Annotated in this window: 15 protein-coding genes; all 15 read left to right on the top strand. The window is 62.0% G+C overall.

Features of this window, described 5'->3' with window-relative positions; genetic code table 11:
- Window positions 1–69: 69 nt before the first annotated feature.
- The 15 genes from trmJ (at window position 70) to ispG (ending at window position 13,947) form a co-directional block, all read left to right on the top strand.
- The gene (gene trmJ, locus BN1136_RS03825; RefSeq protein ID WP_043759883.1) at window positions 70–804 is read left to right on the top strand and encodes a tRNA (cytosine(32)/uridine(32)-2'-O)-methyltransferase TrmJ; all 735 of its coding nucleotides are present in this window, start codon (window positions 70–72) and stop codon (window positions 802–804) included.
- A gap of 94 nt (window positions 805–898) precedes the next feature.
- Window positions 899–1,402, top strand: a complete 504-nt coding sequence (gene iscR / locus BN1136_RS03830) for a Fe-S cluster assembly transcriptional regulator IscR (protein ID WP_025327241.1) — start codon at window positions 899–901, stop codon at window positions 1,400–1,402.
- Window positions 1,403–1,454: 52 nt separating this feature from the next.
- Window positions 1,455–2,669 (top strand): IscS subfamily cysteine desulfurase, encoded by a 1,215-nt coding sequence (locus BN1136_RS03835; protein ID WP_043759886.1) that lies wholly within the window; start codon window positions 1,455–1,457, stop codon window positions 2,667–2,669.
- 54 nt (window positions 2,670–2,723) lie between these two features.
- Window positions 2,724–3,107, top strand: a complete 384-nt coding sequence (gene iscU / locus BN1136_RS03840) for a Fe-S cluster assembly scaffold IscU (protein ID WP_010675059.1) — start codon at window positions 2,724–2,726, stop codon at window positions 3,105–3,107.
- A 15-nt stretch (window positions 3,108–3,122) separates the two neighbouring features.
- Window positions 3,123–3,446: an iron-sulfur cluster assembly protein IscA gene (gene iscA, locus BN1136_RS03845; RefSeq protein WP_042076614.1), complete on the top strand. Its 324-nt coding sequence runs from the start codon at window positions 3,123–3,125 to the stop codon at window positions 3,444–3,446.
- A 172-nt stretch (window positions 3,447–3,618) separates the two neighbouring features.
- On the top strand, window positions 3,619–4,137 hold the full coding sequence (hscB, locus tag BN1136_RS03850) for a co-chaperone HscB (protein WP_043759888.1): 519 nt from the start codon (window positions 3,619–3,621) through the stop codon (window positions 4,135–4,137).
- A gap of 28 nt (window positions 4,138–4,165) precedes the next feature.
- On the top strand, window positions 4,166–6,016 hold the full coding sequence (gene hscA / locus BN1136_RS03855) for a Fe-S protein assembly chaperone HscA (protein WP_043808068.1): 1,851 nt from the start codon (window positions 4,166–4,168) through the stop codon (window positions 6,014–6,016).
- Window position 6,017: 1 nt separating this feature from the next.
- Window positions 6,018–6,356 carry an ISC system 2Fe-2S type ferredoxin gene (fdx, locus tag BN1136_RS03860; RefSeq protein ID WP_043759889.1) on the top strand — a complete coding sequence of 113 codons (339 nt, stop codon included), beginning with the start codon at window positions 6,018–6,020 and terminating at the stop codon, window positions 6,354–6,356.
- A gap of 157 nt (window positions 6,357–6,513) precedes the next feature.
- Window positions 6,514–7,818 carry an aminopeptidase PepB gene (gene pepB / locus BN1136_RS03865; protein WP_043759891.1) on the top strand — a complete coding sequence of 435 codons (1,305 nt, stop codon included), beginning with the start codon at window positions 6,514–6,516 and terminating at the stop codon, window positions 7,816–7,818.
- Window positions 7,815–9,107, top strand: coding sequence for an aminopeptidase PepB (gene pepB, locus BN1136_RS03870; protein WP_043808069.1), 1,293 nt, complete (start codon window positions 7,815–7,817; stop codon window positions 9,105–9,107). Before pepB (BN1136_RS03865) ends, pepB (BN1136_RS03870) begins: the two co-directional genes overlap by 4 nt.
- A gap of 271 nt (window positions 9,108–9,378) precedes the next feature.
- Window positions 9,379–9,807, top strand: coding sequence for a nucleoside-diphosphate kinase (gene ndk, locus BN1136_RS03875; protein ID WP_043759893.1), 429 nt, complete (start codon window positions 9,379–9,381; stop codon window positions 9,805–9,807).
- Window positions 9,808–9,974: 167 nt separating this feature from the next.
- Window positions 9,975–11,078 carry a dual-specificity RNA methyltransferase RlmN gene (locus BN1136_RS03880; protein WP_043808070.1) on the top strand — a complete coding sequence of 368 codons (1,104 nt, stop codon included), beginning with the start codon at window positions 9,975–9,977 and terminating at the stop codon, window positions 11,076–11,078.
- 11 nt (window positions 11,079–11,089) lie between these two features.
- Window positions 11,090–11,881, top strand: coding sequence for a PilW family type IVa pilus biogenesis/stability lipoprotein TapF (gene tapF / locus BN1136_RS03885; protein ID WP_081843715.1), 792 nt, complete (start codon window positions 11,090–11,092; stop codon window positions 11,879–11,881).
- The gene (locus BN1136_RS03890; protein WP_043759922.1) at window positions 11,871–12,806 is read left to right on the top strand and encodes a RodZ domain-containing protein; all 936 of its coding nucleotides are present in this window, start codon (window positions 11,871–11,873) and stop codon (window positions 12,804–12,806) included. Before tapF ends, BN1136_RS03890 begins: the two co-directional genes overlap by 11 nt.
- Before the next feature lie 10 nt (window positions 12,807–12,816).
- On the top strand, window positions 12,817–13,947 hold the full coding sequence (gene ispG, locus BN1136_RS03895) for a flavodoxin-dependent (E)-4-hydroxy-3-methylbut-2-enyl-diphosphate synthase (protein ID WP_043759924.1): 1,131 nt from the start codon (window positions 12,817–12,819) through the stop codon (window positions 13,945–13,947).
- Window positions 13,948–14,047: the final 100 nt, after the last annotated feature.

The raw sequence follows: 14,047 nt of genomic DNA on the forward strand, positions 1-14,047 counted from the left end.
AAGCGGTGCCAAAATAGCGATTGGTTATGTTACAATTGCGCGCCATTTTTGACTGAAGATTGACTGGGCATGCTGGATCAGATTCGTATCGTCTTGGTAAACACCTCCCACACCGGCAACATGGGGTCTGCGGCGCGGGCCATGAAGACCATGGGGTTAACCCAGTTGGTGCTGGTCGATCCGCAAGCCTTGCCAGACGAGGAAGCGGTCGCCCTGGCGGCCGGTGCCAGCGATGTCCTCGCCAGTGCCCGTATCGTGCCGACGCTGGATGAGGCCATCGCCGATTGTGGCCTGGTCATCGGTACCAGTGCCCGCTCCCGTACCCTGAGCTGGCCCATGCTGGATCCCCGCGAGGCGGGCCACCAGCTTGTGCAAGAGGGGGAACAGCATCCGGTCGCCCTGGTCTTTGGCCGGGAACGCACCGGCCTCACCAACGACGAGCTGCAGAAGTGCCACTACCATGTGGCCATTCCGGCCAACCCCGACTATAGCTCGCTCAATCTGGCCATGGCGGTGCAGACCCTCTGCTATGAGATACGGATGCGCTGGCTGGCGCTGCAGGAACAGCCGGCCTCAGAACCGGGTGCGGAGCCGGTGGCCTATCCCAGCGCGCAGCAACTGGAGGGGTTCTATCTGCATCTGGAGCAGACGCTGCAAAAGACGGGATTCATTGCCGACGATCACCCTGGTCACGTGATGAGCAAGCTGCGTCGCCTGTTCAATCGGGCTCGACCGGAGGCGGTGGAGCTGAATATCCTGCGCGGTATCCTCACCTCGGTTCAGAAATCCCGGCCGCAGGATTAATCCCGACTGATTTACTCAACCATATACTTGACTGATTTAGTCGGGTATGTGACCATGTGCCTTATATTGATTGGTTCGCAAGACGGTAAGGCATATGAGACTGACCTCAAAAGGACGTTACGCAGTGACAGCCATGCTCGACGTGGCGTTGCATGCAGAGCAGGGGCCCGTTCCCCTCGCTGATATTTCAGAACGCCAGGGCATCTCCTTGTCCTATCTGGAACAGCTGTTTGCCCGTCTGCGCAAGCATGGCCTGGTGAGCAGCGTACGCGGCCCGGGTGGCGGCTATCGCCTCGGTCTGGCCCCTGGCGAGATTTCGGTAGGTCAGGTGATCACCGCGGTCGATGAATCGGTCGATGCGACCAAGTGCCTCGGCAAGGGGGGCTGCCACGGCGGTACCCAGTGTCTGACCCACTCCCTGTGGCGCGACCTGAGCGAACGGATCTCGAGCTTCCTCGGGGATATCACCCTGGCGGAGCTGGTCGGCCAGGCCGATGTGCGCCGCATCGCCGGCAAGCAAGATGAACAAATGAAGACCGTGTTGTCCCTGGTTGACCGGGCGGAACGCGGTGATGTGAGCTTGAAAGTCCAACTATAAACGTGCTTTCCACGACGAGTCGCAGTGTGACCCCGTCGTAACGGAGAAAAAGATGAAACTGCCTATTTACCTTGATTATTCGGCAACCTGTCCGGTGGACCCGCGTGTCGCAGAAAAAATGATGCAGTGCCTCACCATGGACGGCCTGTTTGGCAATCCTGCCTCCCGTTCCCACCGTTTCGGCTGGCAGGCCGAAGAGGCGGTCGATCTGGCCCGTAATCAAGTGGCAGAGCTGATCGGTGCCGACCCGCGCGAGATCGTCTTCACCTCCGGCGCGACCGAGTCCAACAACCTGGCCATCAAGGGCATCGCCCACTTCTACGCCGGCAAGGGCAAGCACATCATCACCTCCAAGACCGAGCACAAGGCCGTTCTGGATACCTGCCGTCAGCTGGAACGTGAAGGCTACGAGGTGACCTATCTCGAGCCCATGCCCAACGGCCTGTTCACTCTGGAGCAGATCGAAGGCGCACTGCGCGATGACACCATCCTGGTGAGCATCATGCACGTCAACAACGAGATCGGCGTGGTTCAAGACATCGCCGCCATCGGCGAACTGTGCCGCTCCCGCAAGATCCTGTTGCACGTGGACGCGGTCCAGAGCGTGGGCAAGATCCCGGTTGACGTAGAAGCCCTGAAGGTTGACCTGCTCTCCATGTCTGCCCACAAGGTATACGGTCCCAAGGGGATCGGTGCCCTGTACGTGCGCCGCAAGCCGCGAGTACGTCTGGAAGCCCAGATGCACGGTGGTGGTCATGAGCGCGGCATGCGTTCCGGCACCCTGGCAACCCACCAGATCGTCGGCATGGGTGAAGCCTTCCGCATCGCCAAGGAAGAGATGGCGAGCGAGAGCCAGCACATCATGGCCCTGCGTCAGCGTCTGTGGGACGGCATCAAGAACATCGAAGAAGTCTATATCAACGGGGATCTGGACCACCGTGTTCCGGGTAACCTGAACGTCAGCTTCGCCTATGTGGAAGGGGAATCCCTCATCATGGCGCTGAAGGATCTGGCTGTCTCCTCCGGCTCGGCCTGTACCTCTGCCAGCCTGGAACCCTCCTACGTGCTGCGCGCCCTGGGCCTGAACGACGAGCTGGCACACAGCTCCATCCGTTTCAGCATCGGTCGTTTTACCACGGAAGAGGAGATCGACTACGCAATCAAGCTCATCTGCGACTCCATCGGTCGTCTGCGCGAGATGTCCCCCCTGTGGGAGATGTTCAAGGACGGCGTCGATCTGAACACGGTCGAATGGGCACATCACTGATCCTTGCCACAAGTGCAAGTGTTTGGTGAACAACGGAATTAGCAGGAGTTAGATATGGCTTACAGTGAAAAAGTAATCGACCACTACGAGAATCCCCGCAACGTCGGCGGCTTTGACAAGAACGACCCCAGCGTCGCCACCGGCATGGTCGGTGCACCGGCCTGCGGCGATGTCATGAAGCTGCAACTGAAGATCAGCGATGACGGCATCATCGAAGACGCCAAGTTCAAGACCTACGGTTGTGGTTCTGCCATCGCCTCCAGCTCCCTGGTGACCGAGTGGGTCAAGGGCAAGACTCTGGACGAAGCGGCCGGCATCAAGAACACCGACATCGCCGAAGAGCTGGCGCTGCCGCCGGTGAAGATCCACTGCTCCATTCTGGCGGAGGATGCCATCAAGGCCGCCATCGCCGATTACAAGCAGAAGAAAGGTCTTTAAGGTCCGGAGAGCAGTATGGCCATAACCATGACAGATGCCGCAGCGGCGCGGGTTTCCTCCTTCATGACCAACCGTGGCAAGGGCATCGGCCTGCGCCTCGGTGTCAAGACGACCGGCTGTTCGGGCCTTGCCTACGTGCTCGAGTTCGTGGATGAGCTGGCCGCCGAGGATCAGGTGTTCGAGCAAAAAGGCGTCAAGATCATCGTCGATGCCAAGAGCCTGATCCACCTGGATGGCACCGAGCTGGACTTCGTGAAGGAAGGCCTCAACGAGGGTTTCCAGTTCAACAACCCCAATGCCAAGGGCGAATGCGGTTGTGGCGAAAGCTTCAGCGTCTAGGTGATTGAGCTGACGAGAAATCGTCGGCTCAACAGCCTCGCCAGCGTCAAAGGCCAGTGCTTTCGTGTCTGACGCCTTGCTCATCAACACAGTGGTATGACCCCCATGCCACTGCTTCCATGTTCAAGACGAGTGTGATGGCGGTACCCGCGGTATTGTCTGAGGACGTACGATGAATCATTTCGAGCTGTTCGGGCTGGCAGAGGGCTTCGAGCTCGATACTCGCCAGCTGGCTGACACCTATCGTCAGTTGCAAGCCCGTTTTCACCCCGATCGTTTTGCCACCGCCCCCGAGCGGGAGCAGCTGGCTGCGGTGCAGCGTGCTGCCCAGATCAACGATGCCTTTACCACCCTCAAGGCGCCCCTGCGCCGAGCCGAGTATCTGCTCTCCCTGCGCGGTACCGATATCCGCGGCGAACAGCAGACGCTGCAAGATCCTGCCTTCCTGATGCAACAGCTGGAGTGGCGCGAACGTCTGGCCGATCTCAAAGGGGATGCGGATCCTGAGGGGGCCGTCCAAGATTTTCGCCGAGAAATCAGGCATGATCACCAGTCTCTGATGCAACGGCTGACCCAGGCCCTCACGTCCGGTGAGGATCTGACCGCAGCGGATTGCGTCCGCAAGCTCAAGTTTGTCGACAAGCTCCTCGAGGAGCTGGAACGATTCGAAGACTCGCTGTTCGAGTCTTGATCCCCTAACGCAGGAATTGTGATTACCCATGGCATTACTGCAAATCGCCGAGCCTGGCCAGAGCGCCGCGCCTCACCAGCATAAACGGGCCGTCGGCATCGATCTCGGCACCACCAACTCCCTGGTCGCCGCCGTGCGCAGCGGCCAGGCCGATACCCTCTGCGACGAGCAGGGGCGTTTCCTGCTGCCCTCCGTGGTGCACTATCAGACCGATGGCCAGGTGCGGGTCGGGGTCGACGCCAAACGTGAAGCGGCCCTCGATCCCCACAACACCATCGTCTCGGTCAAGAGGATGATGGGCAAGGCGCTGGCCGATATCGATACCCGCCAGCAACCCTATGAGTTCGTGGCCGCCGACAACGGCATGCCCCAGCTTCAGACCCGTCAGGGACTGGTCAACCCGGTTCAGGTCTCCGCCGAGATCCTGAAGACCCTGGCCGAGCGCGGCACCGCCTCCCTCGGGGGAGATCTCGACGGCGTGGTCATCACTGTGCCCGCCTATTTCGACGATGCCCAGCGTCAGGGCACCAAGGACGCGGCCAGGCTGGCCGGTCTGCACGTGCTGCGCCTGCTGAACGAACCCACTGCGGCGGCCATCGCCTACGGCCTCGACTCCGCTCAGGAAGGGGTGATCGCCGTCTATGATCTCGGCGGTGGCACCTTCGATATCTCCATTCTGCGCCTGCATCGCGGCGTCTTTGAAGTGATGGCCACCGGTGGCGACTCCGCCCTCGGGGGGGATGATTTTGACCACCTGCTGGCGGACTGGCTCAAAGAGCAAGCCGGGTTGTCCGGTCAACTCGACGCCCGTACCCAGCGCGAACTGCTGGACGTGGCTGCCAGCGTCAAGCACGGCCTGACGGATGCCGACAGCGTCCCTTGCGTCTTTGCCGGCTGGCAGGGCTCGGTCACCCGCAGCGAGTTTGACGCGCTCATCACCCCCCTGGTCAAGCGAACCCTGCTGGCCTGCCGCCGCGCCCTGCGCGATGCGGGTCTCGAGCAGGAAGAGGTGCTGGAAGTGGTGATGGTCGGTGGCTCGACCCGGGTGCCCCTGGTACGCGCGCTGGTGGGAGAGTTCTTCCAGCGCCCGCCGCTCACCAGCATCGACCCCGACAAGGTGGTGGCCATCGGTGCCGCCATCCAGGCTGACATCCTGGTGGGCAACAAGCCTGACGCCGAGATGCTGCTGCTGGACGTGATCCCGCTCTCCTTAGGGTTAGAGACCATGGGAGGCCTCGCCGAGAAGGTGATCCCGCGCAATACCACCATACCGGTGGCCCGCGCCCAGGAGTTCACCACCTTCAAGGATGGCCAGACCGCGATGGCGATCCATGTGGTGCAGGGGGAGCGCGAGCTGGTGGCGGATTGCCGCTCCCTGGCACGCTTCACTCTGACCGGTATTCCGCCCATGGCGGCGGGGGCGGCCCACATTCGCGTCACTTTCCAGGTGGACGCGGATGGCCTGCTCTCGGTCAGCGCCATGGAGAAATCCTCCGGCGTGCAGGCCGAAATCCAGGTCAAGCCCTCCTACGGGCTGGCAGAAGAGGACATCCTCAGCATGCTGAGCGCCTCCATCGCCAACGCCCAGCAGGACATGGACGCCCGCATGCTGGCGGAGCAGCAGGTCGAGGCGGATCGCGTGGTCGAGAGCCTCAATGCTGCCCTGGCCGCCGATGGCGAGGCGCTGCTGAGCCCTGCCGAGCGTGCACATATCGATGAGGCCATCCAGCATCTGCTGGCCATGCGCCACACTGGTACTACGAATCAAATCAAAGATGCCATCGAGGCGGCGGATGCTGCCAGTGGCGAGTTTGCGGCCCGTCGCATGGATGCTTCCATTCGCAAGGTGCTGACCGGCCAAAACGTCAACAAGGTGTAATATGCCAAAAGTGATCATTCTGCCTCACCCTGAACTCTGTCCGGAGGGCGCCGCTCTCGAGGGCGTGAGCGGTGAGACCATACTGGACATCGCGCTGCGCAACGGCATCGAAGTCGAGCACGCCTGCGAGAAGTCCTGCGCCTGCACCACCTGCCACTGCATCGTGCGGGAAGGGTTCGACTCCCTGGAGCCGAGCGACGAGCTGGAAGACGACATGCTGGACAAGGCGTGGGGGCTGGAGCCGGAATCCCGCCTGAGCTGCCAGGCCAGGCTGGCGGACGAGGATCTGGTGGTGGAGCTGCCCAAGTACACCCTGAATCTGGCGTCCGAACGCCACTGATGGCCGCTTAATTACACATGAGTGAATTGAGTGTGCAGCATCCCGCGGTGCAGTAATGATATGGTGAAGGCCGTGACCCTTGAGGGTGCGGCCTTTTTTGTGCCCGCGATTTCCCTATTCGTAGATGAAAGTGCCAATAACAAGGAAGCAAGAGAACATGGCTGACATGATGAACGTACGGTTGTCCTCCCAGGCGGCCGCTCCCCACTGGGGCGAGGGTGCCCTGCTCAGTTTCAATGGCGACGAGGCCCATCTCCACCTTGGGGCCGGTAGCCAGGAGAAAGAGGCGCTGCGCGCCATCCAGCGCGGGGCCAGACGCCTCGAGTCCAGCGGTATCAAGCGCGTCAGACTGGTGGGCGAGGGCTGGGATCTGGAGCGCCGCTACGCGTTTTCCCAGGGGTTCTACGCCGCCAAGGGCGTGCGCGAACTGGACTTCGGCGAGCAGAGCGACAAGGAAGCTGGCGAGCTGGCGGCCCTGCTCAAGGCGGCCCGCTGGGTGCGCGAAGTGACCAACGGCTGCCCGGAGGAGATCTATCCCATGAGCCTGGCGGAGTCCGCGCTGCTGCTGATCCGCAGCCTGGGGGGCGACAAGGTGAGCGCCCGCATCACCGCCGGTGAGGCGCTGCGTGAATCCGGACACATCGGGATCTGGTCGGTGGGCCGCGGCAGCGAGCGCGAACCCGTGCTGCTCGAACTCGACTACAACCCGACCGGAGATGCCAACGCCCCCGTGCTGGCAGCCCTGGTGGGCAAGGGGATCACCTTCGATTCCGGCGGCTACTCCATGAAGTCCTCCGACAACATGCTGCCGATGAAGTCCGACATGGGCGGTGCTGCCATGGTGACCGGCGCCCTGGCACTGGCCATCAGCCGCGGCCTCAAGCAGCGGGTCAAACTCATCCTCTGCTGCGCCGAGAACCTGGTCTCCGGCCACGCCTTCAAGCTTGGCGACATCCTCACCTATCGCAATGGCATCACGGTGGAGATCCAGAACACCGATGCGGAAGGTCGTCTGGTGCTGGCAGACGGCCTGCTGGCCGCGAGCGAAAGCGGGGCCGCCTACATCCTCGATGCCGCGACCCTGACCGGCGCCGCCAAGACGGCGCTGGGTCGCGACTACAACGCCGTGTTCGCCCTCGATGAGTCCGAGCAGGTGCGTGCGCTGGCCGCCGCCAAGGCCGAAAACGAGCAGGCCTGGGCCCTGCCGCTGGAGCCCTGGCACGCGGGCCAGCTCACCTCCGCCTTTGCCGAGCTGGGCAACGTGGCCTCCGCCGAAGGCACCGCCGGTGCCACCACGGCGGCCGCCTTCCTGTCGCGTTTCGTGCGTGACGAAGGTAAAGGCTGGGTACACCTGGACCTGGCCGCCTCCTATCAGAAGTCGGGCAACGATCTCTGGGCGACCGGCGCCAAGGGCCACGGTCTGAGAACCATAGCGCGCTGGTTGCAGGAGGTGAGCGCATGAACGTCTGGTTGAGCCGAGAGTTTGCGCCGGCCGAGTGGGGGGAGGGGGCACTGCTCTCCCATCGCGCCGATGGCATGGTGATCCACCTGGTGACCGCCACCCCCTTGCTGGACATCCAGCAGGCGGCGCGTCGCCTGTGCAGCCAGGGGATCCAGCAGGTGGTCCTGGCCGGTCACTGGGAACGGGAGCAGCAGTGGGCCTTCGCCCAGGGGCTGCAGACGCCCAAGGCGGAAGTGGCCCTGCAGTGGGCCACCTCGTCCGAGGAGGACAGGGAGGAGCTGGAGGCGCGCTGGCTCTGCGGGCGCTGGGTGCGGGAGATGACCAATGCCACGCCGGAGCAGCTGGGACCGCTGGAGCTGGCGGTGGAGGCGGCAGCCTTCCTCACCGAGCTGGCCCCCGACAAGATCAGCCATCGCATCCTCAAGGGAGAGGCGCTGCAGCAGGCGGGTTGGGTCGGTCTCTACCAGGTCGGCCGTGGCAGCGATCGCGAGCCCGTGATGCTGGAGCTGGATTTCAATCCCAGCAAGGATCCCAAGGCGCCGGTGGCGGCCGCACTGGTGGGCAAGGGGATCACCTTCGACTCCGGCGGCTACTCCATGAAGACCTCCCAGGGCATGCTGACCATGAAGCACGACATGGGGGGCGCCGCCATCGTGACCGGTGCCCTGGCGCTGGCCATATTGCGCGGGTTGGACAAGCGGGTGAAGCTCATCCTCTGCTGCGCCGAGAACCTGGTCTCCGGTCATGCCTACAAGCTGGGCGACATCCTCACCTACAAGAACGGCACCACGGTGGAGATAGTCAACACCGATGCCGAGGGTCGCCTGGTGCTGGCGGATGGCCTGCAGCTCGCCGGCGAATCCGGCGCGCCCCTCATCATCGACGCGGCCACCCTGACGGGGGCGGCCGTGATGGCGCTGGGTGGGCGCTACAACGCCCTGTTCGGCCTCGATAAGGGGCTGGTGAGCCGCGCCATGGCGTACTCGGATGCAGAGCAGGAGCCGGCATGGCCCCTGCCGCTGGAACCCTGGCATCGCCACCAGTGCCCGTCCCACTACGCCGACACCGCCAACAGCCGTCCGGTGCCGGGGGGCGGCCCGGGCGGTGCCTCCAACGCGGCGGGCTTCCTCTCCCGCTTCGTGCCCAACGAGGGGAGGGGGTGGTTGCACGTGGATCTGGCTGCCTGCTTCAACGAGAACGGTGACAGCCTCTGGGCGCCGGGGGCCAACACCCTGGGGATGCGTACCATAGCGCACGCCCTGCTGACGGAGACACGTTCGGCGATCTGATAACGCGAAAGGGCACCCCGGGGTGCCCTTTTCGACCGTGCTGCTTTGCTGAGCAATTGATAGGGTTTCAGGGCATTAGCAAGGCAATCGTGCGCAAGCGCACATTTTTTCTTACCCCCATGGCACAAGATGAGTCACCATGTTGTTTCAAGGAATCTTTTGTTTAACAAAAAGTTGATTTTTTGTGTGTTGTTTCGCGCTTTGTTTACGTATAATCGCCGCCGAAAAATGGATTCCTACAATAAACCTCTGTAGTTAAGGAAAGAACTCAATGGCTATCGAACGTACCTTCTCTATCGTCAAACCGGACGCGGTCAGCAAGAACCTGATTGGTGCCATTTATGCTCGCTTCGAGAGCGCCGGTCTGAAAGTGGTTGCTGCCAAGATGCTGCACCTGACCAGCGAACAGGCCGCCGGTTTCTACGCCGAGCACCAGGGCAAGCCGTTTTATGACGGTCTGGTCGGCTTCATGACCTCCGGTCCCGTCATGGTGCAAGTGCTGGAAGGGGAAGACGCCATCCGCCGTCACCGTGAAATCATGGGCGCCACCAACCCGAAAGAAGCCCTGGCCGGTACCCTGCGTTCCTGCTACGCCGAGAGCATCGATCGCAACGCCGTTCACGGCTCCGACGCCCCGGCCTCTGCCGCCCGCGAGATCGCCTACTTCTTCTCCGACGACGAGATCTGCCCGCGCGGCTGATGTTGTCTGGTGATGCCCAAGGGAGCCTCGGCTCCCTTTTGTTTTTTGGTCATTCGGTCAATATCCACTTATTCTCCAGGTGGAAAGCCGGACCCATTATTTGTACAATGCCGCCCCCTGACGTAGGTCAGCCGATAATTTATGAAGTGTGTGAGCTGAGGCCCTTGATGAGCGAAATGAAAACCAACCTGCTGGATCTCGATCGGGATGCCATGCGTGCCTTCTTCGTCGAATTGGGCGAGAAGCCGTTCCGGGCCGATCAGATAATGAAGTGGATCTATCACTTTGGTTGTGATGATTTCGATCAGATGAGCAACGTCAACAAGGCGCTGCGCGAACGCCTCAAGGCCATCGCCGAGATCCGTGCCCCCGAAATCAGCCGCGAGCAGCGCTCCGCAGACGGCACCATCAAGTGGGCCCTGCAGGTGGGAGATCAGGAGGTCGAGACCGTCTACATCCCGGAAGCGGATCGCGCGACCCTGTGCGTCTCCTCCCAGGTGGGCTGCGCCCTGGCCTGTACCTTCTGCTCCACCGCCCAGCAAGGTTTCAACCGCAACCTGAAGGTCTCCGAGATCATCGGTCAGGTGTGGCGCGCCGCCAAGGTCGTCGGTGGCAAGCGTCCCATCACCAACGTGGTGATGATGGGCATGGGCGAGCCGCTGCTCAACCTCGCCAACGTGGTGCCGGCCATGAAGCTGATGATGGACGACTTCGGCTTCAGCATCTCCAAGCGTCGCGTCACCCTCTCCACCTCCGGCGTGGTACCTGCACTGGACATGCTGGGGGACCAGATCGACGTGGCCCTGGCCATCTCCCTGCACGCACCGAACGACCAGCTTCGCTCCGAGATCATGCCGATCAACGACAAGTACAACATCGAGTCCTTCCTTGCCGGGGTTCGCCGCTATCTGGCTAAATCCAACGCCAACGGCGGTCGGGTCACCGTGGAATATGTGCTGCTCGATCATATCAATGACGACATGCAGCATGCCCATGAGCTGGCCAAGGTCCTCAAGGAAACCCCTTGCAAGATCAACTTGATCCCGTTCAACCCCTTCCCGGGCAACCCGTTTGGCAAGCCGAGCAACAGCCGCATCGACCGCTTCTCCAAGGTGCTGATGGAATATGGTCTGACCGTCATCGTGCGCAAGACCCGCGGGGACGACATCGATGCCGCCTGTGGCCAGCTGGTGGGGGAGGTAATCGACCGTACCAAGCGCACCATGAAAAATCGGATGCAACAGGATGGGATTTCCGTCAAAATGGTTTAACTCCTAAGCCATTGTATAGACAGGAAATGGATATCCGTACATTGATCGTAGTGGCAGCGCTCAGTGCGCTGCCAGGCTGTGTGACAGAGACCACTTACGCTGGCCAGAATTCGACCCAGCGTGAAGTGGGTCCCGACCTCAAGGCCGCTGCCCAGACTCGCCTCGATCTGGGGATCCAATACCTGCGTCAGGGCAATGCCGAACAGGCGAAGTTCAACCTTGACCGGGCCCTCCAGTACGATCCCAATAATCCTCAGGTTTACATCGGTTTTGCCTACTTCTACCAGCAGGTGTCGGATTTTAAGGCGGCCGAGGTGAACTACAAGAAAGCGCTGGCCATGGATCCGTCCAATGCTGACGCGATGAACAACTATGGCGCCTTCCTCTGCAACCGCGGCCGCTTCGACGAGGCGGACAAGGCTTTCATGCAGGCGGTGAGTCAGCCCGATTACGTCAAGATCGCCGATACCTACGAGAATGCGGCGCTCTGCTCGATGCAAAATCACAGAAATGATAAGGCCGGCGAGTACTATCGTCTGGCCTTGGGGTATAATCCCCGCAATCCTAGGTTATTGCTGGACATGGCGGAGCTTTCCATGAAAGATGGCAAGCTGCCTGACGTCCAGTCTTACCTCGTGCGCTTTGCCGAAGTGGCAGAGGAAAACGAGGAGAGCCTCTGGCTCCGGCTGCGGCTGGCCCAGGCCATGGACAAACCGGCATTACTTCACCAATTCGGGACTGAGCTGGTAAGGCAATATCCCACTTCGCAACAAGCCAAGCGTTACTTAGCCAATGACTACTGAACAGCCACACGATTTCCAAGACGACTCCCAGGCAGCGGGCCCAGGCCAGCTGCTGCGCAATGCCCGTGAACAGCTCGGCTGGACGCGAGAACAGGTTGCGTCCCGCATTCACCTTCGTCTGACCCTGATCGCCGCCATCGAAGCGGATACCTACGACAAGCATACGTCCCATACCTTCATTCGCGGCTATCTGCGCGCCTATGCCAAGCTGGTCGGCATTCCCGAGGAGACCATCCTCGCCGCCTACGACAAGCTGGGGTTGACCCCCCCCGACAACATCGACATGCAGAGCTTCTCCCGCCGCTCCCGTCAGCAGGCCAATGACAGCCGCCTGAAGGTGATGACCTGGCTGGTGATCCTGGTGTTGATCGGTCTCTCCGTCGCCTGGTGGTGGCAGAGCACGGCGCGCCGCTCCGCCGGTGAGGAGGCTCTGGCCGCTACCGAGATAAGCAGCACCGAGAGTACCCCCAGCGCCGCCGTGCCGTCCGAGGTGGATGTCGACGACGCCGCGCCCGTTCTGCCCGCTGCCTCCGAGGCCGTCTCCACCGAGCCTGTCGTGAGCGATGCCGCCGCGACCGTGCCGGCCGTGGTGGCCGAGCCGAGCGCCGCTGTATCGACCGATGCCTCTGCCGCCGTGGCGACCGAGTCACCTGCCCAGGATGAGACTGCCGAACCGGCCAAGGCGCCGCAGCTCAAGATGAGCTTCACCGCCGACTGCTGGCTGGATGTGAAGGATGCCAACGGCAAGACCCTGTTCAGCGGGCTGAAGAAGGCGAACGACGAGCTTGTGCTGGAAGGACCCGAGCCACTCAAATTCATCATTGGCGCGCCCATGGCGGTCAATCTCGAATACCAGGGCAAGTCCTTCGACATGAGCCGTTACAACAACGGCCGGACTGCCCGCTTCTCACTGCCGCAGGAGTAATCAGTCCGCCATGTCTGTTCACGAAAAGCCCGCACACGAATCTCCCATCATTCGTCGCAAATCCAGGCAGATCATGGTCGGTAATGTACCGGTTGGGGGCGATGCCCCCATCACGGTGCAGACCATGACCAACACCAAGACCACGGACGTGGCCGCCACCGTCGAGCAGATCCAGCGGATCGAGCGGGTGGGGGCAGACATCGTCCGGGTGTCGGTGCCCACCATGGAGGCGGCGGAAGCGTTCAAGCTCATCAAGCAGCAGACCCGCATCCCCATCGTCGCCGACATCCACTTCGACTACCGCATCGCCCTGAAAGTGGCCGAATACGGCGCCGACTGCCTGCGCATCAACCCGGGCAACATCGGCAACGAAGAGCGGGTGCGCGCCGTGGTCGACTGCGCCCGCCATTACAACATCCCGATCCGCATCGGGGTGAACGGCGGCTCCCTGGAGCGGGACCTGCAGGAAAAATACGGGGAACCCACCCCTGAGGCCCTGCTGGAATCCGCCATGCGCCACGTGGATTACCTGGATCGCCTCAACTTCGACAACTTCAAGGTGAGCGTCAAGGCCTCCGACGTCTTCCTGGCGGTCGGCGCCTACCGCCTGCTGGCCAAACAGATCGATCAGCCGCTGCATCTGGGCATCACGGAGGCGGGCGGTTTTCGCGCCGGCGCAGTCAAGTCCGCCATCGGCCTCGGCATGCTGCTGAGCGAAGGGATAGGCGACACCCTGCGCATCTCCCTGGCCGCCGATCCGGTGGAAGAGGTGAAGGTGGGCTTCGACATCCTGAAATCCCTGCGCATCCGTTCCCGCGGCATCAACTTCATCGCCTGTCCCTCCTGCTCCCGCCAGGAGTTCGACGTCATCGGCACCGTCAATGCCCTGGAAGAGCGGCTGGAGGACATCATCACGCCGATGGATGTCTCCATCATCGGCTGCGTGGTGAACGGTCCGGGGGAGGCGCTGGTCTCCGATCTGGGCCTCGCGGGCGCCGCCAACAAGAGCGCCTTCTACGAAGGGGGCCAGCGGGTCGACCGGCTCGACAACAAGGATCTCGTGCCGACCCTGGAGCGACGCATCCGCGCCCGGGCCGCCATGCTGGATCCGGCCAACCAGATCCAGATAGACAAGGGTTGAACCCCTGAGGGTTCAACCAGAGCGGGGCCACCTGGGGTGGCCCCGGCTTTAGGTTATTGATTTTACATCCCGCATCCGGGCACCCGATTTTACCTCGGGG

The organism is Aeromonas taiwanensis (genome assembly GCF_000820165.1).
Lineage (GTDB): Bacteria > Pseudomonadota > Gammaproteobacteria > Enterobacterales > Aeromonadaceae > Aeromonas > Aeromonas taiwanensis.

Bases quoted from the DNA above. Each gene is read 5' to 3' on its own strand.
- BN1136_RS03890 (WP_043759922.1), top strand. From the start codon at position 11,871: ATGACTACTGAACAGCCACACGATTTCCAAGACGACTCCCAGGCAGCG.
- trmJ (WP_043759883.1), top strand. From the start codon at position 70: ATGCTGGATCAGATTCGTATCGTCTTGGTAAACACCTCCCACACCGGC.
- BN1136_RS03880 (WP_043808070.1), top strand. From the start codon at position 9,975: ATGAGCGAAATGAAAACCAACCTGCTGGATCTCGATCGGGATGCCATG.
- hscA (WP_043808068.1), top strand. From the start codon at position 4,166: ATGGCATTACTGCAAATCGCCGAGCCTGGCCAGAGCGCCGCGCCTCAC.
- iscA (WP_042076614.1), top strand. From the start codon at position 3,123: ATGGCCATAACCATGACAGATGCCGCAGCGGCGCGGGTTTCCTCCTTC.
- hscB (WP_043759888.1), top strand. From the start codon at position 3,619: ATGAATCATTTCGAGCTGTTCGGGCTGGCAGAGGGCTTCGAGCTCGAT.
- fdx (WP_043759889.1), top strand. From the start codon at position 6,018: ATGCCAAAAGTGATCATTCTGCCTCACCCTGAACTCTGTCCGGAGGGC.
- ispG (WP_043759924.1), top strand. From the start codon at position 12,817: ATGTCTGTTCACGAAAAGCCCGCACACGAATCTCCCATCATTCGTCGC.
- pepB (WP_043759891.1), top strand. From the start codon at position 6,514: ATGGCTGACATGATGAACGTACGGTTGTCCTCCCAGGCGGCCGCTCCC.
- iscR (WP_025327241.1), top strand. From the start codon at position 899: ATGAGACTGACCTCAAAAGGACGTTACGCAGTGACAGCCATGCTCGAC.
- ndk (WP_043759893.1), top strand. From the start codon at position 9,379: ATGGCTATCGAACGTACCTTCTCTATCGTCAAACCGGACGCGGTCAGC.
- iscU (WP_010675059.1), top strand. From the start codon at position 2,724: ATGGCTTACAGTGAAAAAGTAATCGACCACTACGAGAATCCCCGCAAC.
- BN1136_RS03835 (WP_043759886.1), top strand. From the start codon at position 1,455: ATGAAACTGCCTATTTACCTTGATTATTCGGCAACCTGTCCGGTGGAC.
- pepB (WP_043808069.1), top strand. From the start codon at position 7,815: ATGAACGTCTGGTTGAGCCGAGAGTTTGCGCCGGCCGAGTGGGGGGAG.